Below are 26,398 nucleotides of genomic sequence, written 5' to 3' on the forward strand. Positions count from 1 at the left end.
CATCAAAGCAGAAAGCCGATGGCACTCAGTGCTTCGGTCGAGTTAATCAGCCGAATCACCTTCTCGACGAGGCGCGGCTCGCCGTCGGTCATGCTGATCTTGTGCGTGAGGTCGGCCGCGAAGATGGTCGACACGCCGCGCTTGTACGCGATGATGATCTGCGACGACCTCACTTCGACGAGATCGGCGCTCTCCGACGAACGCGTGAAGCGCGACACCGTGCGCACCGTGCGCGCCGCATCGGATGCGGACGCCGAGTAGCCCGAGGTCATGCGTTGCACGCGCAGCTCGCGCATGTGCTGATCGTCGAATGCATAGTTCAAGGTCGCGGCGTAGTCAGTCGTATCGGGATCGATCGGCACGACGTAGATGCCTTTCGGGTCCCACAACTCCAGCCACGCCTGATAGTCGCGGCGGTCCAGAAGCTCGGCTTCGCGCCAGATGAACTCGATCGCGCGTGCGAACGTCTGGTCGGATAAGAGTGCGTTGCGGTCGTCCATCATGCTTGCTCCATCATTGCGCGCCATTGCCTGTAGGCTTCGCGCATGCCGGTTTCGTCGGTCGCGTGCGCGGTCTTTTCGCCGTTCGGCGCGGTGGTTTCGCGGTTCAGCCCGCGATTCACGAGAATGGGTACATCGGGGCCGGCGTAGGAGCCGCGCTGCACGCGCTCCCATGCTTCGGCGTCGTCGGGACTGCCGAAGCCGAACGGACCCTGAAAGTGTTCGTGCATGCGCAGACGCATGCGGTTCGCTTCCTCGGGACCGCCGTCCATCCCGAGCGCGACGTGGCGAATCTCCGTTTCTTCCGCGGAAATGGGGCGCAGCACGCGGAAGAAGGCCATCGACAGCGCAAGGTTCGGAAAGAGATTCAGATTGAAGCCCACGCCCATCAGCGAACGCACGATGCGGCGCACTTCCTCGGGCGTGTGCTTTTGCGCGAGTTGCGCGGCGAGTTCATTGAAGCGCTCGGGCAAGGGCGCGCCGTCGTCCTTGTCCAGATCGACGAGCTCCGGCATCAACACCGCGAGGCTATGGCCATTGCCGAGCGAGCGGCAGAACGCTTCGTCGCTTGTCATGAAGCTCGTGATGGCGGTCGCGGTTTCATCGTCGATAGACTTCATCCATGACTTGTGGACGACCGGGAAGTGATACAAGTCCGTCGTGTTTTCGAGCTGGATCTTCCAGTTGCCCTTGAACTTGAACTTGTGCTCGCCGTTGGACTTGATCGGATAGCCCGCGCCTTGCTTCATGAAGAGATCGATCCAGGGCTTCGCGCCGCCGAGAAAGTCTTCGAGCGATTCGATGCTTTCGTTGAAGGTCGCGAAGATCAAACCCTGGTACACGCCGACGCGCAGCTTCTTGAGCGGCAGATCGCCTTTCTCGCACACGCCTTCATAACCGTCGCCATAGGGCAGCGCGCGCAGCGTGCCGTCGAGCGCATAGGACCAGCTGTGATACGGGCACGTGAAGCCCTTCGCGTTGCCTTTGTGTTCTTCGCACACGGTCGCGCCGCGATGACGGCAACGGTTCTGCAGCACGTTGACGGCGCCCGTCTTGTCGCGCACGACGATGACCGGCTGCCGGCCGATGGTGGTGGTCACGAAGTCGCCCGGTTTCGGCAACTCGCTTTCATGCGCGACCCAGACCCACGTTTTATAGAAGATGCGTTCGAGTTCTTCTTCGAACAGCTGCGGATCGTAGTAGAGGGAAGGCGCGATGCGATCGGCCTCGGCGCGCTTCGCGAGCGCGCTCGTGTCGATAGTTTGATAGGTCGGCGTACTCATCGTGATCGTGGGAAGTAGTTGAGTGGCTCACATGAGAAAAAGGCATCGACATCAGCGCATCCTCTCGTTGACATCAGTCTCGCTTTGCGAAGATCATGCGTCAAATCGATTAAAAACAGGTCGCCGGATAAGCGCGGCCGATATTACCGAGCCGCCATGACTTCCATTGACCACATCGATCTCAATCTGCTGCGCGTGTTTCAGGCCATCGTGGAAGAGCGCAGTCTGACGAAAGCAGGCGAGCGGCTTGCGCTGTCGCAGCCCGCAGTGAGTTACTCGCTCGGACGGCTGCGCACGCTCTTCGACGACACGCTTTTCATTCGCACGAAAGCGGGCATGCAGCCGACGCCCGTGGCGCTGGAGCTCGCGGAGATCGTCGGACGCGCGCTCGATACGGTGCGTCAGGCGCTGCGTTATGCGGAGCGATTCGAGCCGGCGACGAGCACGCGCAGCTTCCGTCTCTCGCTGTCCGACGCGGGAGAAATGGCGTACTTGCCGGCGCTGTGCGCGGCATTGCAGGACGCCGCGCCGCGCGTGAAGCTCGTTGTCGAGCCTTTGCCCGTGGAGGACATAGAAGAAGCATTGCGGTCGAGCCGGCTCGACTTCGCCATCGGCAATCTGCCTGCGTTGCTGCCGCGCACGCGTCATCAACTGTTGTTCGAGGAGTCGTATGTGTGCATGACGCGCAAGCGCAGCGATCTGCCCGCGGGCAGTACGCTCAAGCTGGAGCAGTTTCTTGCCGCATCGCATGTGCAGGTGCGATCGCTCGAACACAGCCATCACGCACTGGACGATGCGTTGCGCGCGCAAGGCGTGGGGCGAAATATCGCGTTGGCGCTGCCGCATTTCGTCGCCGTTCCGGGCGTGCTCTCAGCGACGAACCTGCTCGCGACGCTGCCCGAGCGGCTCGCGCATATCCTCAATCGCAATGATGCTTTCCGCATCTATGCGTTGCCGGTGCCCTTGCCGAAAGCCGCTGTCACGATGCACTGGCACGAGCACTTCCACGAGGACGAAGGCATAGCGTGGATGCGCGGGCTCATCTCCGACATCCTCGCGAACTTCACGAAGTCCTAGAGATCCAGCACCAGCACCGGAGAACGCGAACGCGACACGCAACAGCAGATGACCGTGTTGCTCGCGCGTTCCGCTTTGCTCAGGCAATGGTCGCGATGCTCCGGCTCTCCGCTCACGACATCCACCATGCAGGTGCCGCACACGCCTTCGCCGCACGACGTATCCACTTCGATGCCGATTGACGCCAGCGCATCGACGATGGACGTCTTCGCATCGACGTGCACCGTCTGGCCCGTGCTCGCAAGTTGCACGTCGAAGCTGTCGAGCGATGTTTCTAGCGTGGGCGCAGGCTCGGCCTTGAAGCGTTCGAGATGAATCGATTCGGCCGGCAAACGCGCTTGCGCTCTGTCGACGACGAGATCCATGAACGGGGCCGGGCCGCAGGTGTACACATGCGCATCGGGGCCTGCGTCGCGCAGACACACATCGAGCGCCGCGGGAAGCGCATCGCGCTGCACGCCGAAATGCAGCTTCACGTGCCTGTCGAAAGGCGCGCGCGTGAGCAGCGTCATGAAGGCCGCGTGACGTTCGCTGCGCGCGAAGTAGTGCAGCGTGAAGCGTGCGTGGCGCGCGGCGAGGCGATAGGCCATCGAAAGAAGCGGTGTGATGCCGATACCCGCGCCGATCAGGATATGTTCACTCGCGCCTTCTTCGAGCTTGAAGAGGTTGCGCGGCGCGCCGACCGACAGCTCGGTACCGATGCTCACCTCCTCATGCAGCGAGCGCGATCCGCCGCGCGACTGCTCTTCCTTCTTCACGGCAAAGACTTGCGATTCGACGCATTCCGGATCGCCACACAGCGAGTATTGACGCGTGATGCCGGACGGACTGGTGACGTCGATATGCGCGCCGGGCTCATACTGCTCGAAGGGCAGGCCGTCGACGCGGGAGATGCTGAACGAGCGCACGCCATGCGCTTCCTCGCGCACGGCGTCGACGCGGACTTTGAAGAGTTCCATGATGCGTTCCGATGACTCTTTACAGGGGACGATGAACCGAGATTAGCGCCGTGAATCGAATAAGAGAAATAGATTAAAAACTTGAGGTCACATCAAGCGGACTGATTCGATTGCTGAATGGACAAGCGCATTCGCACGGCCAAAAGCCGTGCGAATGCGCAGAGAAAAGCGTGAGATTTACTGCTGACGCGTTTCGTGCGTGAACTTCAAGGTCACGACGGTAATGAGTCCGAGCACGATGAGAAAGAGGGCGACCGGCCAGTAAGCGTGATAGCGCGAAAGCAGCGCCGTGGCGATGAGCGGCGACATCCCGCCCGCGAAGATGGAAGCGACTTCATGCCCCAGCGCGACGCCCGAGTAGCGCACTTCCGTGCTGAACAGTTCGCCGACCAGCGCGGGCAGCGTGCCGATCATCGCGCCGTGACAGACAGCCGTGCCGAGCACGAGCGCAAGCCAGATGAGCGGCGTCGAATGCGTATTGAGCAGCCAGAAGAAGGGGAACGCCATCACCGCGAGCGAGACGGCGCCGATCATATATACGGGCTTGCGGCCGATGCGGTCGGAGAGCTTGCCCCAGAGAAGCATGGCGACCATTTCGATGACCATCGCGAGCATGACGCCCGTCAGCATGACTGAGTTGGAGATGCCGGCGAACTTGCCGTACACGAGCGAGAACGCGAGAAAGATATACGCGCCGCCGTTTTCCGCCACGCGCAAGCCCATCGCCATGAGAATCTCTTTCGGGTGCCGCTTGATGACTTCCACCACCGGCATGTGCGATGTCTTACCCGCCTTGTCCGCGTTTTCGAAGTCGCGGCTCTCGGGAAGGTTGTGGCGAATATAGACGCCGAGCGCGAAGATCAGGATGCTCGCGAGAAACGGCAGGCGCCAGCCCCACGAGATGAACTGATCGTGCGGCAACGCTTGCGCGCCGAGAAAAGCTGCTGACGACAGCACGAAGCCGCCGCCCACGCCGAGCTGGCTCCATGCCGCGTAATAGCCGCGCTTTTCCGGCGGCGCGCTTTCGCTGATCATCAGCACGCCGCCGCCCCATTCGCCGCCGGACGCGACGCCCTGCAACAGCCGCAGGCCGACGAGCGCGGCCGGCGCCCACAGGCCGACGTGGTCGTATGTGGGCAAAAGGCCGATGCCGAAGGTCGCGAAGCCCATGATGAGCAGCGTCCATACGAGCGATGCGCGACGTCCGTACCGATCGCCGATATGCCCGAACACGATGCCGCCGAGCGGCCGCGCGACGAAGCCCATTGCGAAGGCGGCGAACGCGCCGAGCGTGCCGATCAGCGGGTCCGCGTTGGCGGGAAAGAACAACTGTCCGAAGACGAGCGCGGCGGCGGTGCCGTAGACGAAGAAGTCGTACCACTCCATCGCATTGCCGGCGACCGATGCCACGACGATGCGTCTCAGTGCGCGGTCCTGCATGGCCGTGCTGCGTTCCGCTGTGGAAGTTGATTGAACCGTGGACATGTCTTCTCGCCTGATTGATCGTGGGGCGCGCCTCGAGCAGGCTTCGCATGTAGAGCAGTGTCGAGTCGCCAGGTAGCCACGTCAAATAGGCTGAAAAGCGTGCCGGGTATCAGTGGGGCAAATGTGCGCCGCATGCGATGGAGTCAGGGTTCGGACTGATGGAACATCGCGACGAGCGTTTCCCGCAGCCACGCGATGCCGGGATCTGATGCGAACTGCGTATGCGAATGCACCTCGATTTCGATGGGCGGCAGCGAGAACGGCAGTGGCAGCACGCGAAACGCCTTGCCGCGATTGAAGCGCCGCGCGATGCTCTTCGGAAAGATGACGGCGAGATCGGTGTTCATCACGATCTCGGGCGCGACGATGAAATGAGGCAGGCGCAGCACGACATCGCGCTTGAGATTGAGTTCGTCGAGCCACTGCTCGACCATGCGATGTCCCGTGGCGTTCGTGCTCGCGTACACATAACGCAAGGCGGCAAGGTCTTCGCGCGTCGGCTTCGCGCGGCGTAACGGATGACCCGCGCGCACCACGCACACATGTTCGTCCACGAAGAGCGTCTGGCTCACGCAGCCTTCGTCCAGCCCCGGCACATAGCCGAGCGCAAGATCGATCTCGCCCGCGCGCATGGCGGCACTCACCGATTCCACCGGAAGATTCGCCACTTCGATGCGGATGCCGCGCGCCTCGCGGTCGAGCATCGCGACGAGCGGCGGCAGGAAATAGAACTCCGACATGTCGGACATCGACACGCGGAATACGCGCTGCGCGGTCGCGGGATCGAACTTGCCGAGCTGCTGCACGGCGTCGTTGATCATCGCGAAGGCCTGCGCGAGCGGCGGATACAGCCGATACGCGGCATCGGTCGGCACCATGCCGCCGGGCGTGCGCAAGAAAAGCGGATCGTCGAACAGCGTGCGCAGACGGCGCAGCGCATGACTCACCGCGGGCTGCGTGAGGCCGAGCCTGTCGCCCGCGGCGGTCAGACTGCGCAAGTCCCAGATGGCGAGGAACACGCGCAGCAGATTCAGATCGGCAATGCCGAGATGCGGCTTGTTCATGCTTCGCCTCGCGAACGAGGGCGAAGCGCGCGTTGAGCTCAGCGCGACCGCCCGGTCAGTGTTGCGCGAGATTACCGTACAAGCTGCGCATTGCAAAATGCGGCGTTGCACCGGTGTAGGGCGGCAACGCATCGAAATCGCGGCGCATGGCGTCACGAATCGGCGACGCAAGGGCAGCGATGAGCGCGGCGGCATCGTCGAAGACCACCTTGTTGCGCTGCATCGCGTTCGCATGTTCGAACGGCAAACCGCTCGCGCAGTCGATGCGCGTATAGACTTCCAGTTCCCGCAACGCGGGCAATTGCAGCATCAGCGGCGGGTGATGTTTTAAGTAATGCGTGAGCCACGCGTTGAAGTCGTCTGCAGCGCCTTCGTATGCGACGAGGTAGGTGCATCGCTGCAATGGGCTATGCGTTGATGCCTGCTTGAGCGAGCGCACCGCCATGATCTGCTGCGTGAACGAATGACCCCGCACGATGCGATGAATCGCGCCGTCGCGTTCACATGCCGCTTCGAGCGGTGCGAGGTCGTCGAAATACCATTGCAGCACGCACGACGGCGTGTCCGGCGCAGGCGCGATGCGCGGATCGACCTGGCCGTCGATCGCTTCATGCACGATCAGCCGACGCAGGCCCTCGACGTCTTGCGCCGCATGATGCAGCGCGGACGCATCGCACGATGTGTCGCCGATGAGAAAGAGACAGGCTTGCATCGTCATATCAGGGATAAGGCGTGACCGGCGGGATGCCGACGAAGATGGCGCCCGATGCGTCATAGGTGCCTTCGCCGAGAAACGCGTGCTGCGTCACGACGATGGAATCGCGCACGAGCCGTTGCATGCGGTTCTCGCGATAGATCGCGCCGATGCCCGCCATCTTGTACGCCTGCATCACGATGTCGGCACACGTATGGGCCGCGTGCGTGGCCGAGAGGCGCAACAGATTCGCTTCGGCAGGCTGTACCGGGTCTCCTGCGAGCACTGTCTGCCACGACGCTTCCGCCGACTCGAAGAAGAACGCGCGTGCGCTGCGCAGCTGCGCTTCCGCTTGCGCGAGACCGGAGCGATAGTACGCACGGTCGGCAAGACGCGGCGCGCCCGTCGTCGTCTTCGTCACGCCGGACATGCTGGCGAGCAGGTCGAGCGCGGCGCGTGCCAGGCCGATGTTCACGGCCGCATGAACCTGCGCCTGATACGCGACCGCCGGATAGCGATAGAGCGGCTCGTCGATCAACGCCGCGCCGCCGCGTACGAAGGTCCATCGCTCATCGACGTACTTGTCCTTCAGGCGCAAGTCATGGCTGCCGGTGCCCTGCATGCCGACCACGTTCCAGTTATCGACGATCTCCACTTCGCTCGCCGGGAACACCGCGGTGAACGGCTTGCCGGCGTTCTTGTCGTCGGCGCCCGCGGGCGCTCCGCCGATGCCCACGCCGATCCAGTCCGCGCCCTTGCAGCCGCTCGCGAAGCGCCATTGCCCCGACACTTTGAAGCCGCCCGGCGCGCGCTCCGCCTTTTGCAGCGGATACAAGCCGCCCGCGAACACCTGATCCGGACCGGTCGCATAGATGCGCGCCTGCATTTCCACGGGCAGCGCGGCGAGATAGGTGTTCGCCGAGCCGAACGCGGCGACCCATGCCGTCGAACCGTCCGCGACCGCGATGCGTTCCAGCATCTCCAGGAAGCGCGGCGGCGGCAGCGCATCGCCGCCGAAACGCTTCGGCGTGCTGGCGCGGAAGATGCCCGCGCGCTTCATCTTGCCGACCATGTCGCGCGGCACGTGAGACATCGCGTCGAACTCGTCGCGACGGCGCTCGACTTCCTCGATCAGCGCATCCAGCGACAGCGGTCCGGCGTATTCAGGGTAATCGTCCTGCGAGTCGATGATCGAATCGCTTTGAAGGGCTTGCATGCGTGATACCTCTCGATCGTTGTGGGCCGATGTCATTCGGCGTGCTGACGCGCGGCCATGCGCATCGCTTTGGGGAACGTCTCGCGCGCCAGCACGGTCGCGATGACGGTGATGAGTCCGAGCGCGCCGAGATAGATCGCGACCGGCACGGCGCTGCGATAGTGCGCGAGCAGCGCGGTGGCGATCATCGGCGAGAGACCGCCGCCGAGCACCGACGACACCTCGCGGCCGATGCCGAGACCGGAGAAGCGCAAGTGCACCGGCAACATCTCGCTGATGAACGCGGGCTGTGCGCCTTCGAGAATGCCGAGGGTGATGCTATTGGCGAGAATCAGCGCGGCCATGATCTTCCAGTACTCGCCCGAGCCGAGCAGCGCGAAGTAGGGCCATGCGACGAGCAGCATCGCGATGGCTCCGGCGAGATACACCGGCTTGCGGCCGACCTTGTCGGTGACGTGGCCGAAGAAAAGCGAGACCGGAATCATCAGCAGCATGGACACGGTCAGGCCGCTGAGAATCCAGCTCGACTTGATGCCGAGATACTGCCCGTATGCGATGGAGAACGCGAAGAAGATGTACGACGCGCCGCCTTCGCCGAAGCGCAGCCCGAACACGGTGAGCACTTCACGCGGGCATTGCTTCAGCACGTCGATCACGGGCATGCGGCTCTCGTGACGCGTCGCCTTCACTTCCGCGAAGGCCGCGCTTTCGCCGACTGAGCGGCGCATCCACAGACCGAGCGCGACGAGCGCGGCGCTGCCGAGGAACGGTATGCGCCAACCCCAGCTCTGGAAGTCGCTGGACGGCAAGTTTTGCACGAGCAGGAACGCGCCAGTCGACAGCACGAAGCCGAGCGCAGCGCCGCACGGACTCCACGCCGCAAGCGCGCCGCGCTTCGACTGCGGCGCGTTTTCGTGGATCAGCAAGATGCTGCCGCTCCATTCGCCGCCTGCCGCGAGCCCTTGCATGATTCGCAACAGCACCAGCAGCACCGGCGCCGCGATGCCGATCTGCTGATACGTCGGCAGCACGCCCATCAGCACCGTCGCGGTGCCCATGGTGAGAAGCGTGAGCATCATCACGACCTTGCGGCCGTAGCGATCGCCGATATGACCGCATAGCACGCCGCCAATGGGCCGCGCGATGAAGCCGACGGTAAAGCCGCCGAACGCCGCGATGGTGCCCGTCAGCGGGTCGCTGCCCACGGGAAAGAATAGCTTGCCGAAGACGAGCGCGGCGGCGGTGCCGTAGAGAAAGAAGTCATACCACTCGAGGATCTGACCGAGCACGGCGGTGGTGACCGCGCGACGCACGCCGCTTCGCGTGCGGGGAACGTGCCGCGCGGGAATGGGCGGCGCACTCATATCGGGATTCACGGCATCAGGGTTCATGGGCTTTGGAGAGGCACGAGAGATTGGTTCCCGCATCGTTGGAACACACGCAGCGGGGCGCTTTGAATCGACACCGTCATGACATGGTTCGAACGATATGAGCCGAGAAAACAGCGGTCAAATCAAAGCCAAAAATGCGCGATATGAATCTCGTGCATGAACATGCAGTGAAAACCCTCGTATCAGCGGCGCTTATCGAACCTCCTTCTTTTGACTGATTTGCGACGCCATATCGGTCAACGCAGACTTGCGGCGGGTCATTGCTTGCCCCATCGGACAACCTCGATAGAAGGATCAATAGAATGAAACTCAAGGTGAGCGCAACGGCCGTGCTGTTGCTGGCGGTGGCAGGAAGCGCGCAGGCGCAGAGCACGGTCACGCTGTACGGCATCGTCGATGACGGTCTCAACTGGACGTCGAATTCAGGCGGCCACAATCTGTACAACGTGTCGAGCGGCGTGATGCAGGCAAGCCGTTGGGGCCTGCGCGGCAAGGAAGATCTCGGCGGCGGACTGGCTGCGCTCTTCGTGCTGGAGAACGGCTTCGATCTGAACAACGGGTCGCTGGCGCAGAAAAACCGCGGCAGCACGCAAGGGCTGATGTTCGGGCGACAGGCCTATGTCGGCCTCGCGAGTCCGTATGGGACATTGACGCTCGGACGTCAGTATGACTCCGTGGTCGATTACGTGGGTCCGTTCGAATCCGGTACCCAGTGGGCCGGATATATCGGCGCGCATCCCGGCGATCTGGACAACCTGAACAACGCCTATCGCGTGAACAACGCGCTCAAGTTCGCGAGCAAGACGTACTACGGCATCTCATTCGGCGGCGTGTATAGCCTGGGCGGCGTGGCGGGCGCGGCGTCGCGCAATCAGTTGTGGTCGCTCGGCGCGGGCTATGCGAACGGTCCCATAACGCTCGGCGTCGCGTACCTGAACGCGCGCAATCCGAACGTCGGCTTCTTCGGCGATAACGGCGCGAGCACGGCGCCGAGCGCGACCGCCAACTTCATCTCGTCGCCCGTTTACAGCGGCTATGCATCGGCGCGGACGTATCAGGTCGTAGCGGCGGGCGCGGCCTATGCAATCGGCGCGGCGACCATCGGCGCGACCTATTCGAATGTGCAATTCAAGAGTCTCGGCGATACGGTGAACTCAGGACCGAATCCGCGTGGCTATAGCGGCAACGCCAGTTTTAATAATGCGGAGATCAACTTCAAGTATCAGTTGACGCCCGCGCTCCTGGTCGGCGCTGCGTTCGACTATACGAAGGGCGGCGATGTCGATACATCCACGGGCGTCAATCCCGGCGCGAAGTACTACCAGGGCGCCATCGGCGCGGACTATTTCCTTTCGAAGCGCACGGACGTCTATCTGATCGGCGTTTATCAGAAGGCGTCCGGGACTGATTCGACGGGTACGGCGGCGGTGGCCGCCATCAACAACCTGACGCCTTCGACGAGCGACCGTCAAAGCACCGTGCGCGTTGGAATACGTCATAAGTTCTGAACGTGCGGTTCGACACACGCACTATCAGTCAAACCGATGCAGTCCGCCACATTTGATCTATTTGACCAATCTTGCGCGCATCACTACCTTGTAGTCGAAATCACTCAAGCTACTCTCATGACCACAGCGACGATCGAACGCATCGAAACATGTCTCGTCGATTTACCGACGATTCGCCCGCATAAGCTATCGGTCGCGACGATGCACGGGCAGACCTTGATGCTCGTGAAAGTGTTCTGCAGCGATGGCGTGATCGGCATCGGTGAAGGCACGACCTTCGCGGGCATGGCGTACGGTCCCGAGAGTCCCGAGTCGATGAAGCTGGCGATCGACGCGTATGTCGCGCCGGCCGCGATCGGCAAGGATGCGACGCGTATTCAGAATTGCATTGGCCGATGCCGGTTGCGAACTGGTGGAGCAGCCGGTCGCATCCGCTGCGGCGCTCGCACGTCTCATGCGCCGCTTTCCGGTCGCGCTCATGGCCGATGAAATTCTGCAAGGCCCCGAAAGCGCTTTCGAGATCGCGAAGCATGGCGGCGCGGATGTCTTCGCCATCAAGATCGAACAGAGCGGCGGTCTCTTTGCAGCACAGCGCGTTGCAGCGATTGCGGATGCCGCGGGCATCGAGCTATACGGCGGCACCATGCTGGAAGGCGCATTCAGCACGGTGGCATCGGCGCATTTGTTTGCGAGCTTCGCTAACCTGCAATGGGGCACTGAGTTGTTCGGCCCCTTGCTGATTACCGAAGAAATTCTGACGCGGCCGCTCGACTACAGCGACTTCGAACTGACCGTGCCGAACGGCCCGGGCCTCGGTATCGAACTGGACGAAGCCAAGGTAAAGCGCTTCACGCGCGACGGCCTGACAAAGATCATCAAGTAAAGAAGGAGACCGCTGATGCTTTTCCACGTACGCATGGACGTCAATCTTCCACCGGACCTGCCGGCCGATGTGGCCAACGCAATCAAGTCGCGCGAGAAAGCGTATTCGCAAGAGCTTCAGCGAAGCGGCAAATGGCGTCATATATGGCGCATCGCGGGCGAGTATGCGAACTACAGCATCTTCGACGTCGAAAGCAATGCGGAACTCCATGACATATTGACCGCCTTGCCGCTTTTTCCGTACATGAAGATTTCGGTGACGCCACTGTGCCGTCACCCGTCGTCCATTCGCGACGACGATGCATGAGCGTAAGCCATAAAACATCCCCCGATAACGATGGAGACAGAATCATGAGCGTTAAAGTGTTCGCCAATCAGGAAGTGCAGGACTTGCTCACGGCAGCGGCCAACCTCGACAGCGATGACGGCAATGCGCGCGCCAAGCAGATCACGCACCGCATGCTGAGTGATCTGTTCAAGGCCATCGACGATCTCGACATGACGCCCGATGAAATCTGGGCAGGCGTGAATTACTTCAACAAGCTCGGGCAGGACGGCGAGGCGGCGTTGCTTGCTGCGGGGCTCGGACTGGAGAAGTACCTCGACATGCGGATGGATGCCGCCGACAAGCAAGCCGAAATGGATGGCGGCACGCCGCGCACGATCGAAGGTCCGTTGTATGTCGAAGGCGCGCCGGTGCGCGATGGCGTATCGAGGATCGATATCGACGAAGACGCGGACGCTGGCCCGTTGATCATTCGCGGAACGGTAAAGGGACTGGACGGCAGGCCCGTTGCGGGCGCGGTGGTCGAATGCTGGCATGCCAATTCGAAGGGCTTCTATTCGCACTTCGACCCGACCGGCGCGCAGAGTCCGTTCAACTTGCGCGGGGCGGTGCGCACGGGCGAGGACGGCAAGTACGAGTTTCGCACGCTCATGCCGGTCGGTTACGGATGCCCGCCCCAAGGCTCGACGCAACGCTTGCTGAACGCGTTGGGGCGGCACGGCAACCGTCCCGCGCATGTGCACTTCTTCGTGACGGGCGATGGTCTGCGCAAGCTCACGACGCAGATCAACATCGAAGGTGATCCGCTCATTTGGGACGACTTCGCTTATGCCACGCGTGAGGACCTGATTCCTCCGGTTGTCGAAAAGACGGGCGGCGCGGCATTGGGGTTGAAAGAGGACGCGTACAAGGAGATCGAGTTCAACTTCGTGCTGACGCCGGTGATCGGAGGGAAGGACGATCAACTCGTTAATCGGCTGAGAGCGACCGCTGTGGCGTGAGGGAAGGTGGGGGAGTGGTGCCGCTTGCTTTCGGTTGTGGGCGGGTCGTTGCGTTCGCTGGGCGTGGCCGATGAAGCGCACGGAGGTGCAGCAGCATCTCGACGCGATGATCGAGCTCTTGCAGTGTGACTTATGCTGCAATTAGCGATAGGCACGGCGTAGCCAGTAAGCCGTTACGTCGCCCGTGGTCGTCTATGATATAGCGTTGACGATGGCGGTAGCCCGTGCCGGACAAGCTGACGTTGAAGGAGCAAGCCATGGTGTGGCCGTTCTACTCCGCGCTGTTAGCGATCTTCTTCGTGGGCTTGAGCATTCGCACTCTGCGCTTACGACAGCGGCTGCGCATTGCTATCGGCGATGGCGGCAACAAGACCATGCTGCGGGCAATCCGCGCACACGGCAACTTCGCCGAGTACGTTCCTCTCGGCCTGTTTCTTATCTTTACCTGTGAAGCGGCCGGCGCGCCTCGCATGTTTCTTCACACCCTTGGAGTCATGCTCGTGACGGGTCGCGTCGTCCACGCGTTCGGGCTGTCGCGATCCCGAGAGGTTCCGGGTTCTCGCGTGGCAGGCATGGCGCTCACATTCGCGTGTTATCTGTTGGCTGCTGCATTCCTTCTGTGGCGGACCGTCATGCCGGCCGGTTGAGCGCGGCATCGAATGCTTCGTGGTGCGTCCCGGTATGCCCGGGCGCACGTTCGCCACCGACTCACACCACACCGACCGCACTCACGGACTCGACGAGGCTGATCTCGCCCAGATAGACGCTCTCGCCCAACTCACATTCGCGCCACGCGCTGCCGGACGCGTGACAGATCTCGACCCGGTATTTGCCGCTTCCTTTGGCCAGACCGTCGAATCGAAAATCGCCAAAGGCGTCGGAGATCGTTTCCGACATCTTCTCCTTGCCGACGTAGAGGCTCACCACGGCATTCGCGACACACTCGGTTACGCCGCCTACGCTCGCGCTCACGCTTCCGCCGATGAAGCACGTTTCCCAACGCTCGAGCGCGCTGTACCAAACGCGCGGCTTCGTGCCCAGATTCGGCCGCAATACCCTCAGCCCTTCGCGTCGGGCCTTGTCGGCCATCGCTGCATCGTCCAGCTTAACGGTCTCGAAGACGTTCGTGGGACATGACTGCTGGCAGCGCGGCTCGGGCCAGCCTTGGTCGAGCAGATGAGCATCGAATATCCATGTCTGCGGTAACTGGAGTTCCGCGTTCCAGACAATCGCCTTGTATGGGCACGATTTCACGATATCTTTTCTGCCTCGCGCCTTCTCGGGATCGATAATGACGATACCGTCCGCGCGCTTGCGAACGGCGTCGCCGCCCACCCGCATGCACGGTGCTTCGTCGCAATGGTTGCACATCACCGGAAGATAAGTGGTCTGCACCATGTGCGAGTCGCCCTGCACACGGCGCAAGATGCGAATGGTGCTTTCGGCTTCGGGCGAGGCGGGCGCGGAATACCCGGGAAAGTCGTTGCCGACGTGCTCATCCCGCGCGGCTATCACGCAGTTGTGGCAGTTCTCACAGCGCCCGACATTGATAACGAGGTTCCACTTTTTCATTTGGTAGTCCTTACGCTGCGCGAGCGAGTATGAATGCATCTGCGTTTCGCCACTTCTCGACCTGAACGAGGCACGAGTTCGGGCTCATGCTGCTCGTGCCGGCGGTCTGTGGCCGATCAGGTGTCAGCATATTCATGCAGCCGCCGATCTCGACGCGTTCCCCACCCACGTCGACGAGCTGAAATTCCGCGCTGGCCTCGTACGACTTGACCACGCCTGCGCTGACCAGAGACGAAACGTCTGCTGCGCAGATGACGGCGCCCCGATCGTTGTACACCTTGACCAGATCGCGATGAGCGATGCCGCGCGCGGCCGCGTCGCCCGGGCTCAGTCTCAGCAGCCAGAAACGGTGCCCCGCAATCAGCGCGCGATGCTCGTGCACACTGTTGACGGACGAGCTCTTGCCATCCGCATGGGTATGAAAGCTGTAACGGCTGTGAGTGGCGATCAACTGCAACGGGTAGCGTTGCGCCAGGCTCGTCCGCATTCCCTCCCACGAAGGGATATAACGGTTCAGCGGTGGGCGCTCGGGATTGTCTGCAGTGTTTCGCTTGAGCACCTCGGGCACGAATTCCAGCTTGCCACTCGGCGTCTGCAGGCCCATGCCGAACTTCTCCGCGAACTGCGAGGGCAGAGGATGCGGCTCCTGCAAGTCCTTGCGCCGGCCTTCGGCGAACCAGCGCATGTCCACCGGATGACGCAACTCGGGCTTCTCGGGCGGCACGACGAAATAGCCCTTGCGACAGAACGACCGCCACGATATATGGTCGGGCAAGTCCGACGACGCAAAGACCCGCTTGACCCAATCGAGTTCGCTGCATCCCTCGGTGAACACGCCGCCCAGGCCCAGCCGCGTCACAATAGCGGTGAAGATGTCGTAGTCGGAGCGCGACTCGCCCAACGGCTCGATGCACTTGTGCTGCAACGTGACGATGCGATGATTGACCGTGCCATGCCCGTGGTGAGCATATCCGCCCGCATTCGCCCATTCGCCGATGTCCCAACGCTCCAGCGCAGTGCAAGCCGGAAGAATGATGTCGGCGAATCGCGCTTCGCCTTCCATCCAGATCGACTGATTGACGACGAACTCGATGCTGCCATGCCGGTAAGCATCGGCCCAGCGTCCGGACTTCGTCACCGTGCTGAAGGCGGACCCACCGTATCGATAGATCATGTGGATCGGCGAATACCCCGGCATCGGATAGGTGAAGGGCGCGAATTGCGCCTCTTGTGACATGCCGTCCCACAGATAGCCCGTGGCATGGCCGTCGATGATGGCATCGGGCAGTTGCTGCCGCGGGACCATTTGCTTGACGGGATTCATGCTGAGGATATGCGGCATGCGCTGATAGTTGTTCACCGCGTTCGCGGTCCAGGCCAGATCGCCGGAAATGCCGCCATCCGCGTAGCCGGGGAAGTAGAAATGGAAATCGTGCGGGACGCCGACTTCGAGACAGCCGAAGTTGACGCCCGGCTTGCCCCAGCCCTGCATCGCCATCATCATGATCATGCAGCGCGCCCATTGCGCGCCGGTCGCGCCACGGCCTGCGCCACCGAAGCCGGCGCCCGTCATCCCGACTGCAAGATGGACCTTCTTATTTCCCCAGCGGCGCGCCAGCGCACGGACGTCCTTGGCGGGCACACCGGTCTCGCTCTCCTGCCACTCGGGCGTCTTGGGGATGCCATCGGTCTCGCCTAGCAAGTAGGCCTTCCACTCGTCGAAGCCGGTCGTGCGCGTGGCGACGTAGTCCTTGTCGTACAGTTCTTCCACGGTCCATACGTACATGATCGCCGTGGCGAGCGCAGCATCCGTTTGCGGTCGAATAGGGATCCAGCGGCCGCCCAGCAATTGCGCAGTGGGATTGCAGTGCGGATCGATATGAACGAACTCGATGCCGAGTTCCTTGGCCCACAGCCGGCGCGGCGTTCCTTCGAATCCCGCATAGGCTCCGTTGGTGCTCTCGGGGTCGCACGACCAGAAGACGATCATGTCGGCTTCCTTCAGGCAATCCTCGACGCCACCGTAGCCCGATGGCACGCCGATGCGCATCGAGTTGCCGAAGTGATGCATCGCGCCCCAGTACCAGCCTTCCCAACTGTCGGGGTTCGCTGCCACGCGAGTGAAGCCGATCAGGTTCGCAAAGCGCGTGAGCGCACTCAGGTAGTAGCCCACATTGCCCCATTGATGATGTGACGACATCGGGAACGTGATGGAACCGGGACCGTGCACGCGCTTCTGCCGATTGATCTCTTTCGCAACAATGTCGAGCGCTTCGTCCCAGCCGATGCGGACGTATCCGGACTTGCCCCGGTTCTGAGGATTGCGTTCGCCATCAGGATCGAAGTCGATCCGCTTCATCGGATAGAGAATCCGCTTGTCGGAATAGACGAGCGATTTGAGTGACAGCGCATGAGGCGCGACGAGGCCGCGCCGTGGCGGAGTAAAGCGGCGTCCGCGCGCCTCGATAGTCCAGCTAGGCGCATCGGTGCTGTCCAGGTCGATAGGCGTCACCCGAACGATCTTCTTATCCTTGACATAGACGAAGAGCGGACCGCCGTTCGTGCAGGTCGTATAGCGTCGGGTGCCATCGCGCATCGGCACGCCCATCGACAGGCCGACAGTCTGCATCATGCTCAGGGTTTGCAATAGCCAGACGACGTGTTCATCTTCGCCCTCGGTGACGACCTTGAAGTTCTTCGCAGCGTGAATGATCTCGCCGTGGTCCGGCTTCGGCGAAAGAAACTTCAGAGCAGTAGGCACGTCCTTGAAAGCCATGCGGACGTCGGCCTCTAGATGCCTGCCCGCGAACGACCGGACCTGTCCGTTCTTTATCTCGACGACGCGGCCAATGCTCTTATCCGCGAGTCCGATCCATGCCACGACATTGCGCTCCTTCAAGCGATCACGATAAGCCGGATACCGGCGTGCCGTCAGGTCGAGGACTTTGGGCAGAGCAAAAAGAATGGTCTTGAGAACCTGTCGTTTCATGATTCGTTCGAATAGGAAGTTCGCGGCAGATGCAGGGCATGGTGGAATCCACCGTCAGACTAACGAGCTATGTAATCAGGACATTGAAGTAAGAGCCGCTAAAACGTATAGCCGACGTTCACGAAGACGTTGAGCGGATTGAGCCGTAGCGTCGATGTCGATACCATCTGCATTCCGTCAGCGGTCTGACCGTGCACCGTCAGATGCGTCGTGACCGGAATGTAGCCGACCGAAGCGCCGACCGACCAGTGCTTCGTCAACGTGTAGTTCGCCCCGATCTCGAAGACGGGATTCCAAGACGAACTCAACTCCGCGTGTGCTGAACCGCCCGGCCCGAGGTTATCGGTGACGAACTGGCTGCTCGTAATCCGGACCTGAGTGAACCATGTGTAGTTCACGCCAACTCCGATGAACGGACGGAATTTCGACTCGGCAGAGAACAAGTGATATCGAAGCTCGATGGCGGGCGGCATCGGTTTCGTCGAGCCGAGGTTGCCGTACTTCTGGTAGGTCCCATTGCCGACCAGATCGACCTTGAGCGGGAGACCCAACAACATGGCGACACCGATGTTGTCGGTAACGTAGTACTCTGCGGTCATCCCCACGGTGTCGGTCGAACTCGGATGCGCTCCGCTTCCCGCTACCTGCTTGTTCACGGGCGCGCCGCCCATGCTTTGTACGATGAGCGGCGTTGCATCGCCCTGCGGCGCAACGTGAAGCCAGCCTGTCGACAGGGTGATGCTCCCCGCAGACTGCGCAATCGCGCTGCCGGAAAGCAGCGCCGAGCAGAGGCAGGCCGTCAGCTTCCTCCCGAGCATTTCCATTGTCTCCTCCTGTGTACCTGGTCTCTTTTCTGAATCGGTGGTGCGTCGCGCCGAATGGAGAATAGGCACGTGTTTGTAGTAGTACTAAGTCAATGAAACGGACCTTCGCTTGATGCGTTGCTAGCCGAATCAAATGCCCTTCAATCGACTCGGGAGGTGCCCGCGGCGATGGACACTGAAAATGCAAAAGGAAAGCGCCCGAGCACAGACGCGGCCAATGCTTCGAGCGCGGGATCAGCAAGCTCGATGTCGAGCGACATGCCGTGCAAGTTGTCGTCGCGGACTCTAACGGTTGCCCCTTCGATGCCGGCCTCTGCCAGCGCCGACCGTAACGCATCCGCGGTCTCTTGCCTTTTCAACGCCGGCTTGAATATCTTGCCGACGCCGGTGAGTGGCATTGCATCGACAATGCGGATGGCCTTCGGAACCGCCGCGCGCTCGCCAATCTCGTCACGCAGAAAATCGGCCAAGTCGGTTTCGGTTATCGTCTCGCCCGGTCGCAACTGCACATAGACGACAGGCAACTCGCCAGCGTGCATATCGGGGCGTCCAATTGCAGCGGCAATCTGGACGGCAGGGTGGCGATGCAGTGGTTCCTCGATGGCTGCCGGGTCGATATTGTGTCCGCCACGGATAATGAGTTCTTTTTTGCGCCCGGTAAGCCAGAAGTAGCCGTCGGAATCGCAGCGCCCGAGATCGCCGGTATTGAGCCATCGCCTGCCGTCGCGCAGGTCCATCCAGATGCCGCTGTTCTGTTCATCTCGCGTATAGCCGGCGAACACGTTGGGACCCGAGACGATGAGTTGGCCGACTTCGTTCTCGGCGCAGTCTCTGACATACCGGCCAGCGCCATCGACCAGGACCGCTTTCATCGCCTGACCGGGCAAGCGAAGCCCGATCGAACCGACTCTGCGTTCGCCGCACGGCGGGTTGACGCTGCTTACGCACGTGCCTTCCGTGAGGCCATAGCCTTCGAGAATCCGTACGCCCGTGCGCTGCTCGAATGTGCGAAGCAATTCAACCGGCATGGGCGCCGCGCCGCACAGGCCATATTCCAGAGAACTGATGTCATGTGCGCCTACCGGCACGCCCAACAGCGCACCATAAAGCGTCGGAACGCCGCTGAAAAAGTTGACGCGGTAATGCTCGACAATCTCCCAGAAATGCGCGACAACGCCTTCGTTCCGATAGCCTTGTGGCGTGCCGAGCACGACATGCGCGCCGCGTGAGAACGCCATCAGTCCCGTCACCATCACCGCATTGACGTGAAAGAGCGGCAAACCGCAGAAGAGCGTTTTGCCCGGGCCGATGCTTTCGCCGAGGAACTGGCCCGCGCTCCACGCATTGGCCACTTCGTTGCGGTGACTGCGCATTGCAATCTTCGGCAGCCCTGTGGTGCCGCCCGTGCAGAAACACGAAGAGACGTCATCGCTCTCAATTTCACGCGCGCCGATGAGTGCGGCACCTGACTCCCGCGCCATGGCCGTGCTGAAATCGTGGATTCGGATGTGCGAGGGAATGGCACTGCGCACAGCCACGTCGTCGCATATGAAGCGCTTCTCATCTGACGTCCGCTCGGCCAGATCGACGAGCACGAGGTCTCGTAGAGCGGTCACCTTGTCCAGGACGCGTTGGATTTTTTCCCAGAGGTCAACGCCTGGAAAGGGCGCGAGCGTGACCAGCACGCTGGCTCCCGAAGCAATCAGGAGTTCGCCGATCGCCTCGCTTTCGAGCAATGGATTGATCGCGCACACGATGCCCGCCGTTTCCGCTCCCCAGATCACGAAGTGCGTCTCGGGAAGGTTCGGCAAGAGATAGGCCACGACTGAGTCGCGCTGCACGCCCATTCGCGCGAACATGTTCGCCGTGCGCGTGATGTCGCGCATCAGGTCGCCATATGTCCAGCAATCAGCGGCTCGATAGCTTTCGACCGTCGCGAAGAACGAAAGCGCCGGCGCGGAAGGATCGATGGCAGCGCCTCGGCAGATCATCTCGTACGTGCTTGACGGCAGATGCGCCGGCGATTCGAGCTTCTCGATGGCGAGAACGTCGTGAATATTCGCTACGCCTTTCATGCTGCCGCTTCCACGATCACATTACGCTGGACACCCAGATTGATCGAGCCGTCGCGGCTGGCGATACGGGCCTCGACGACGTCGCCCACTCGGAGATACTGCGGACGCTCTTGCTGCATCTTCAGGAAGAGCCGCCATTTCTCGGCATCGGGCAATTGTGCTGCGGCGCGTTGCTTCTCCGGCGACGGGATGCTCAGAGCACAGCCGGAAGGCGTGCCTGTCGCAATCAGGTCGCCCGCGCGAAGATCATGTATTGCGCATAGCTCCGTCAAGGTCTCTGCGGGTCCATAGACAAGACCCGCCGTAGAATCGCTCTGGCGGACGGTGCCGTTGACTGTCAGCGTCAGCAGGAGTTGCTTTAGCTTCGGAAAGTCTTCTCTTTCCAGCAGGCAAAGATAAGGACCGACCGGGCCGAACGTGCGATAGCTCTTGCCCTTGTAGAACTGCATCTGCGGGATCTGGATATCACGCGCGGAGTAGTCGTTGACGATCACTGCGCCCGCAATGTATTCGTGAAGATTGTCGTCCGTGACAGTCTCGCGCGAGGTGATGTCGCGTCTGAGGACAAGGCCGAGCTCGATCTCATAGTCGAGAAAGCGTACTTCCTTCGGCTTCACGACGGCCGAGTTGGCCGCGACAATGCAGCTCGATGCCTTCGTGAAGATCATGTTGAACTTCTTCACGTCCGGATCGAGGCCGGACTCGATCATATGCTGGCGATAATTCGCGCCCTGGCAAATGAACTGCTGGTTCGCGGTCACGGGCGACAGCCATTGCACCTCGGATTCGGGAATCGTCGGCCCGCTCACATCCCGCAGCGGTTCCACTGCGTTGGCCCTGACGAAATCGGCGGTCGAGGCGAACTCGCCGGGAATCGGGGTAATGACGCCGTCCACCACAACGCCCCACTGATCGCGCTCATGATGCCTGTAATGCAGAATATGAAGTGCCATGGAAGGATCTCCCGAGTCGATGGTTGAATGAGTTCAGGCAAAGAGCTTCGCCAGCGTGCGCAGCTTGTCGAGCGTCAAGTCGGGGCTGCGCCGCAAGTTTCTGACTAACGCCGCGATGCTGGCTGCCGTGAATCTGGGCTTCGTGAAACTGCGAGGCATCGTCGGCCCCCATTGCGCCATCGCCTCGCGGCTGACTGCGTGGATGCCTGTCGGTACATCGGCCGTGAACAGGTCGCCGTCGCAGTAGTGCTCGTGCTTGTCGCCCCACGGGTCCTGCCAGTAATCGAAGATCTGGCTGCCCAGAATGTGGCGGCCGATTCCCCAGGCGTGCGTCCAGCCGCGATCGCGCAGGACGCGCTGGCCCATGCCGACCGCATCCGCATCGACCACCTCGAAGGCGCTATGGCTATACGCCGCCGCAAAGCCCTGCGCGATTGCGAGCGTGTGATGGTCCGCCGGTGTGTCGCCGAGATCGAGCCGCATGAAGGTCACGGCGGGTGAGCCGTCGGGAAGCACCTGAACGTCGCTCGGAATGAAGCCGAAGTGCTGCGCGTACCATGCGCAGGTTTCCTGATAGTCGGCGACTTCGAGCACGACATGTCCGAGCCGGATGATTTCTGGCGCGCGCTCGGGCGGGCGCTGCGTTTCGTTGATCCGGACCCACGCATCCGCGGAATTGAACGATAGCGCCGGCCGGTGCGACAACGCCGCAGCCCTCGCCTGACCCCATATCGCATCGACGCGAAAGCCCGACGGGTCGGTCAATCGCACGACATAGCCCCGGCCGGGCAGAGGCGACGGCTGGATCGTCGAGGCGCCCGGCAGTCGGGCAATCGCATCCAGATCCGACTTGTTGTCGACTTGCAATCCGAAGCCAACGAACCGGGGCTTCGGCGCTTTCTTGACGACATAGCAATAGTGGGAAGCCGCTGTGCCGCGCAAGAGCACTGCCGAGTCGCTACGCATACTCGTTCGTAGTCCGAAGTCATTGAGGAAGCTTTCGGCTTTGTCGAGATCGGGCCGTTCGAACATCAGATACGCCAATGCCGACGCTTTCGTGGTCGGGTCAGGATGCCGAGCCGGCTGTGCAGTGGTCAGTTTCATGGCGACGAAGGTGCGCGTAGTTGGATAACGGGGTTCGAAGGCAGGCCGATTCGTGAATCAGTGCCGCGTTTGCGTGGAGCGATGCAGCGTGTGGGATGGCCGCGAGACCGTGGCTCGCCGATGTCGCCGCGAATGCGCTCGCGAGCACATCACTGATGCACGTAGTCGGCCATGCGGCGCGCACGGCGCGACGGCGATCACTGTCGCTATAGCTGTCTCCACAGTCACTCCATCTGTCGTGAGTTGAATCGGCCTTCATGGTGCCGTTGTGTGACATTAAACTCATGACTGATAAGTTTGTCAATATAGAGATCCACATCTATACTGGGGTACGAGATCAGAAATCTGGAATGACGATGCCGAATCCTGTACGCCGCCAGAGCGCAAAGCCCGCTGCGCAGGCCGTGCCAGCCGCCCGAGTCGTGGCGACCGAAGAACGCGAGCCGCGCGGCGCGCGCCGAAAGCGCGAGACCCGGGCCCGTTTGCTGGATGCCGCCCTCAGGCTGATGGCCGAAAAGGGCATGGAGGGGGTGGCCATCAACGAAATCACCGAAGCCGCCGATGTCGGCTTCGGCTCGTTCTATAACCACTTCGATTCGAAAGAGGCGATCTACGGGACGCTCGTGGACACGGTGTTCGAGGAGTTCGCGAACATGCTGGATCGCCTCGGCCGAGGACTGTCCGACCCGGCCGAGATCATCGCCGTCTCGGTGCGTCACACGATCTTGCGCGCGCGGCACGACCCGGTTTGGGGGCGGTTCCTGATACGCGAGGGGTTCTCGGCGCGCGCGACGAGCCGCGGGCTGGGTCAGCGGCTGCTGCGCGACATAGGCAACGGCATCGCCGCGAAACGATTCGTGGTGGCTGATCCGCTGATCGGCTTTCTTGCCGTAGGTGGCACGGTGCTGTCAGTGATCGCTGCCGAGCTGAACTACGTGGCTGCGGACGCTCCCGCGCCAGGCGTGCTGGCGGAGCTCGGCTTCAGCGGGGAGCATCTCCCCGAACGCACGGCGGCGATGCTGCTCCAGACTTTGGGTCTCAAGCGCGCTGAGGCGGAAAAGATCGCGACGCGTCCGCTGCCGGTCGTGGACGACGCAATCGACGGGAACTAAGGCAGGACCGAGCGCCATGGCTTCGCCTAACTACCGCGCGCTCGCCTGGCGTTGCGCGTCGAACGCCGACGGCGACGGTCTATTCGGCGTCGCCCTTCTTCGTCGGACCGTACGCGGCGAGAAACACATCGACCGCTCTTTGAACGACCTTCGCGATATTGCGAGCGCTCGTATCAGCGGGCGCGCCGACGAGGCACGGCTCCAGTAATTCCGCTTCGTACAGACTTCGCAGATGCGCGGTCGCGATCTCCGGGTTGCAATGGCGTAGTTCCTTGGCGTCGATCGCGCGTTGCAGGAAGTCGGTCATCAACTGCCAGGCGGGCTTGGGTCCGCGTTCATAGAAGAGGGCGCCGACGCTCGACCGGCCGCCTTCGTGGTGAGCGAGACGGCGCACCGCCATGACCTTCGGTGTCAGCGTCGCGGCCAGATAGTGCTTGCCGAACTTGAGCAGCGTTTCCCGCACGGGCGCGGCGCTTTTGAGCAACTCGACGGCCACTTTGGCTTCTTCCGCCGCAGCCATCATGACGTCGGCGAACATCACTTCTTTCGACTCGTAATAGCTGTAGAGCGTGGCCTTCGAACCGCCTGCCCGCGCGGCGATCTCGGACATCGACGCCCGCTCGAATCCCACTTCGCTGAACACCTGAAACGCGGCGTCGATGATCGCCTGCCGCTTTTCTTCCGTCTTCACTCTCATATCCGGCTTCCTCCGTTGAACGGTGATGCAACGCCACGGCGCGGGAACTTCGCCCGCAGCCGGAGCCGTCTCCATGTCGTTAATCTACCATATCTGAACCGTACGGTTTGTTTTTGTTGACAGCCGTATTCCGCATAACTAGACTGTTCAGTATCGAAATGAGCGATGCGGAGCAAGGACGATGGAAGCAATCACGAAAACCCGAAGTCGGGCCATGCCGATCAGGCTGGCCGTCGCGATGGCCTTCGCGATGGTGGCGAGCGCGTGCGCGCAGCTGCCTGACATGCCGCAAAAGCCGGTGACAAAGGACATTACCCGGTACGAGACGGCACAGACACTCGGCGCGGACGCGGGCAAAGAGGCTCTCTGGCCGACGGATCAATGGTGGGTCGCCTACAACGACTCGCAACTCAACGGCCTGATCGCGGAAGCACTGAAAGACGAGCCGACGCTGGCTGCCGCTCAGGCGCGGCTGCATAACGCGGAGGCATCGGCGCAAGTGGCCGGCGCCGCGCTGCTGCCGGAAGTGAACGCGCAGGGCTCGGTCGAGAAGCAGAAGCAGAGCTACAACAACGGCATTCCGTCCGAATTCGTGCCGCATGGATGGCGTCCGTACGGCAACGCCGAACTCGACTTCAGCTACGAAATCGACTTCTGGGGCAAGAATCGCGCGGCGCTTGCCGCTGCGACGTCGGACCTGGAAGCCGCACGCGCAGACGCGGCGCAGGCCCGCATGGTGCTGTCGACGTCGATTGCCGCAGCGTATGCCGACCTCGCGCGGCTCTTTGCCGAACGCGACAGCGCGCAGGCCGCGTTGCAGGTGCGCACCGCCTCTGCGCAGCTGTTCAGGGAACGCTTCGCGAACGGGCTCGAAACGCAGGCGGGCGTGAAGCAAGCCGAGTCGAAGCAGCAAAGCGCGCAGGCCGACTTGCTCGCACTCGACGAATCCATCGCGCTCGCGCGCAACCAGATCGCGGCGCTGATGGGCGCCGGTCCCGACCGGGGCTTGCGCATCGCGCGGCCGGCCGTCGATCTCACTCAGCCAGCCGGCATGCCTTCGAATCTTGCGTTGGGTCTGCTGGGCCGCCGCCCGGATGTGGTCATCGCGCGCCTGCGGGTCGAGGCAGCGGCCAAGCGGATCGACGTCGCGCGGGCCGGCTTCTATCCGAACGTCAACCTCGCCGCGATGATCGGCTTTCAATCGCTCGGGCTGAACATGCTCACGAACTCCGGTTCGCTCGTCGGCAACTTCGGGCCTGCGGTCACGTTGCCCATCTTCAACGGCGGACGCTTGCGCGGCGAACTGCGCGGCGCGCGGGCCACCTACGACGAAGCCGTCGCGAACTACGACGAAACGCTGACCAAGGCGCTGCACGACGTGGCCGACGTCGCCGCGAGCAAACGCGCGCTGGGCGACCGCCTGCAAGCCACGCAAGCCGCGTATGACGCTGCCTCGCAAGCGCATCAGGTGGCGCTCGACAGATACCGCGCAGGGCTCGCGGGATACTTAGAAGTGCTGAACGCCGCCGACACCATGACCTCCGCGCAGCGCCAGCTCGCCGATATCCGCTCGCGCACCTTCTCGCTCGATGTCGCCCTCGTGCGCGCGCTTGGCGGCGGCTTTCAGGCCCGCGTGCCGAGCGCGAACGACGACAGCCAACTCAACAAGCAAAGCTGACTCCAAGGATCACGATCATGTCTGAAACCAACTTGCTGAAGAACAAAG

Annotated in this window: 22 protein-coding genes and 1 pseudogene; 8 read left to right on the forward strand and 15 right to left on the reverse strand. The window is 62.1% G+C overall.

Features of this window, described 5'->3' with window-relative positions:
- Positions 1 to 2 precede the first annotated feature (2 nt).
- Both NCR34_RS24545 and NCR34_RS24550 read right to left on the reverse strand, forming a co-directional pair.
- Complete coding sequence (locus NCR34_RS24545; RefSeq protein ID WP_248323762.1) at positions 3 to 503, reverse strand: aromatic-ring-hydroxylating dioxygenase subunit beta; 501 nt, start codon at positions 501 to 503, stop codon at positions 3 to 5.
- Entirely contained in the window at positions 500 to 1,783 is a 1,284-nt protein-coding gene (locus tag NCR34_RS24550; protein WP_248323763.1) for an aromatic ring-hydroxylating oxygenase subunit alpha, read from the reverse strand. Before NCR34_RS24550 ends, NCR34_RS24545 begins: the two co-directional genes overlap by 4 nt.
- Positions 1,784 to 1,939: 156 nt before the next feature.
- Here NCR34_RS24550 and NCR34_RS24555 point away from each other — a divergent pair, with 156 nt between their 5' ends.
- Positions 1,940 to 2,860 carry a LysR family transcriptional regulator gene (locus NCR34_RS24555; RefSeq protein ID WP_248323764.1) on the forward strand — a complete coding sequence of 307 codons (921 nt, stop codon included), beginning with the start codon at positions 1,940 to 1,942 and terminating at the stop codon, positions 2,858 to 2,860.
- Here the strand turns inward: NCR34_RS24555 and NCR34_RS24560 are convergent.
- The 6 genes from NCR34_RS24560 to NCR34_RS24585 all read right to left on the reverse strand — a co-directional run bounded on the left by NCR34_RS24560 (position 2,857) and on the right by NCR34_RS24585 (position 9,669).
- Positions 2,857 to 3,819 (reverse strand): PDR/VanB family oxidoreductase, encoded by a 963-nt coding sequence (locus NCR34_RS24560; RefSeq protein ID WP_248323765.1) that lies wholly within the window; start codon positions 3,817 to 3,819, stop codon positions 2,857 to 2,859. The genes NCR34_RS24555 and NCR34_RS24560 overlap by 4 nt on opposite strands.
- Before the next feature lie 177 nt (positions 3,820 to 3,996).
- Positions 3,997 to 5,304 carry an MFS transporter gene (locus NCR34_RS24565; RefSeq protein ID WP_248323766.1) on the reverse strand — a complete coding sequence of 436 codons (1,308 nt, stop codon included), beginning with the start codon at positions 5,302 to 5,304 and terminating at the stop codon, positions 3,997 to 3,999.
- A 143-nt stretch (positions 5,305 to 5,447) separates the two neighbouring features.
- Positions 5,448 to 6,368, reverse strand: coding sequence for a LysR family transcriptional regulator (locus NCR34_RS24570; protein ID WP_248323767.1), 921 nt, complete (start codon positions 6,366 to 6,368; stop codon positions 5,448 to 5,450).
- 55 nt (positions 6,369 to 6,423) lie between these two features.
- Complete coding sequence (locus NCR34_RS24575; protein ID WP_248323768.1) at positions 6,424 to 7,080, reverse strand: EthD family reductase; 657 nt, start codon at positions 7,078 to 7,080, stop codon at positions 6,424 to 6,426.
- A gap of 7 nt (positions 7,081 to 7,087) precedes the next feature.
- The gene (locus tag NCR34_RS24580) at positions 7,088 to 8,278 is read right to left on the reverse strand and encodes an acyl-CoA dehydrogenase family protein (protein WP_248323769.1); all 1,191 of its coding nucleotides are present in this window, start codon (positions 8,276 to 8,278) and stop codon (positions 7,088 to 7,090) included.
- A 32-nt stretch (positions 8,279 to 8,310) separates the two neighbouring features.
- Positions 8,311 to 9,669 (reverse strand): MFS transporter, encoded by a 1,359-nt coding sequence (locus NCR34_RS24585; protein ID WP_371747479.1) that lies wholly within the window; start codon positions 9,667 to 9,669, stop codon positions 8,311 to 8,313.
- A gap of 302 nt (positions 9,670 to 9,971) precedes the next feature.
- Between NCR34_RS24585 and NCR34_RS24590 the strand changes: the two genes are divergently transcribed.
- The 5 genes and pseudogenes from NCR34_RS24590 to NCR34_RS24610 all read left to right on the forward strand — a co-directional run bounded on the left by NCR34_RS24590 (position 9,972) and on the right by NCR34_RS24610 (position 13,993).
- Positions 9,972 to 11,177, forward strand: coding sequence for a porin (locus NCR34_RS24590; protein WP_248323770.1), 1,206 nt, complete (start codon positions 9,972 to 9,974; stop codon positions 11,175 to 11,177).
- 117 nt (positions 11,178 to 11,294) lie between these two features.
- Positions 11,295 to 12,060 (forward strand): annotated as a pseudogene (locus NCR34_RS24595) (enolase C-terminal domain-like protein).
- Positions 12,061 to 12,075: 15 nt separating this feature from the next.
- The gene (catC, locus tag NCR34_RS24600; RefSeq protein WP_248323771.1) at positions 12,076 to 12,366 is read left to right on the forward strand and encodes a muconolactone Delta-isomerase; all 291 of its coding nucleotides are present in this window, start codon (positions 12,076 to 12,078) and stop codon (positions 12,364 to 12,366) included.
- 44 nt (positions 12,367 to 12,410) lie between these two features.
- On the forward strand, positions 12,411 to 13,346 hold the full coding sequence (catA, locus tag NCR34_RS24605; protein ID WP_248323772.1) for a catechol 1,2-dioxygenase: 936 nt from the start codon (positions 12,411 to 12,413) through the stop codon (positions 13,344 to 13,346).
- A gap of 224 nt (positions 13,347 to 13,570) precedes the next feature.
- Positions 13,571 to 13,993 carry an MAPEG family protein gene (locus NCR34_RS24610; RefSeq protein ID WP_248323773.1) on the forward strand — a complete coding sequence of 141 codons (423 nt, stop codon included), beginning with the start codon at positions 13,571 to 13,573 and terminating at the stop codon, positions 13,991 to 13,993.
- A gap of 61 nt (positions 13,994 to 14,054) precedes the next feature.
- On the opposite strand, the gene NCR34_RS24615 is transcribed toward NCR34_RS24610, so the two are convergent.
- The 6 genes from NCR34_RS24615 to NCR34_RS24640 form a co-directional block, all read right to left on the reverse strand.
- Complete coding sequence (locus tag NCR34_RS24615; RefSeq protein WP_248323774.1) at positions 14,055 to 14,918, reverse strand: 4Fe-4S dicluster domain-containing protein; 864 nt, start codon at positions 14,916 to 14,918, stop codon at positions 14,055 to 14,057.
- Positions 14,919 to 14,928: 10 nt separating this feature from the next.
- On the reverse strand, positions 14,929 to 17,907 hold the full coding sequence (locus NCR34_RS24620) for a molybdopterin-dependent oxidoreductase (protein WP_248323775.1): 2,979 nt from the start codon (positions 17,905 to 17,907) through the stop codon (positions 14,929 to 14,931).
- A 98-nt stretch (positions 17,908 to 18,005) separates the two neighbouring features.
- On the reverse strand, positions 18,006 to 18,731 hold the full coding sequence (locus NCR34_RS24625) for an OmpW/AlkL family protein (protein ID WP_248323776.1): 726 nt from the start codon (positions 18,729 to 18,731) through the stop codon (positions 18,006 to 18,008).
- A 140-nt stretch (positions 18,732 to 18,871) separates the two neighbouring features.
- Positions 18,872 to 20,806, reverse strand: coding sequence for an acyl-CoA synthetase (locus tag NCR34_RS24630; RefSeq protein ID WP_248323777.1), 1,935 nt, complete (start codon positions 20,804 to 20,806; stop codon positions 18,872 to 18,874).
- Positions 20,803 to 21,759, reverse strand: coding sequence for a fumarylacetoacetate hydrolase family protein (locus NCR34_RS24635; protein ID WP_248323778.1), 957 nt, complete (start codon positions 21,757 to 21,759; stop codon positions 20,803 to 20,805). The genes NCR34_RS24630 and NCR34_RS24635 overlap by 4 nt, the downstream gene beginning before the upstream one ends.
- 33 nt (positions 21,760 to 21,792) lie before the next feature.
- Positions 21,793 to 22,863 carry a VOC family protein gene (locus tag NCR34_RS24640; protein ID WP_248323779.1) on the reverse strand — a complete coding sequence of 357 codons (1,071 nt, stop codon included), beginning with the start codon at positions 22,861 to 22,863 and terminating at the stop codon, positions 21,793 to 21,795.
- 356 nt (positions 22,864 to 23,219) lie between these two features.
- Here NCR34_RS24640 and NCR34_RS24645 point away from each other — a divergent pair, with 356 nt between their 5' ends.
- Complete coding sequence (locus NCR34_RS24645; protein WP_248324226.1) at positions 23,220 to 23,975, forward strand: TetR/AcrR family transcriptional regulator; 756 nt, start codon at positions 23,220 to 23,222, stop codon at positions 23,973 to 23,975.
- A gap of 79 nt (positions 23,976 to 24,054) precedes the next feature.
- Here NCR34_RS24645 and NCR34_RS24650 read toward each other — a convergent pair whose 3' ends face one another.
- On the reverse strand, positions 24,055 to 24,672 hold the full coding sequence (locus tag NCR34_RS24650; protein ID WP_248323780.1) for a TetR/AcrR family transcriptional regulator: 618 nt from the start codon (positions 24,670 to 24,672) through the stop codon (positions 24,055 to 24,057).
- A gap of 214 nt (positions 24,673 to 24,886) precedes the next feature.
- Here NCR34_RS24650 and NCR34_RS24655 point away from each other — a divergent pair, with 214 nt between their 5' ends.
- Positions 24,887 to 26,350 carry an efflux transporter outer membrane subunit gene (locus NCR34_RS24655; RefSeq protein WP_248323781.1) on the forward strand — a complete coding sequence of 488 codons (1,464 nt, stop codon included), beginning with the start codon at positions 24,887 to 24,889 and terminating at the stop codon, positions 26,348 to 26,350.
- Positions 26,351 to 26,398: the final 48 nt, after the last annotated feature.

The organism is Caballeronia sp. GAWG1-5s-s (assembly GCF_023631445.1).
Taxonomy (GTDB): domain Bacteria; phylum Pseudomonadota; class Gammaproteobacteria; order Burkholderiales; family Burkholderiaceae; genus Caballeronia.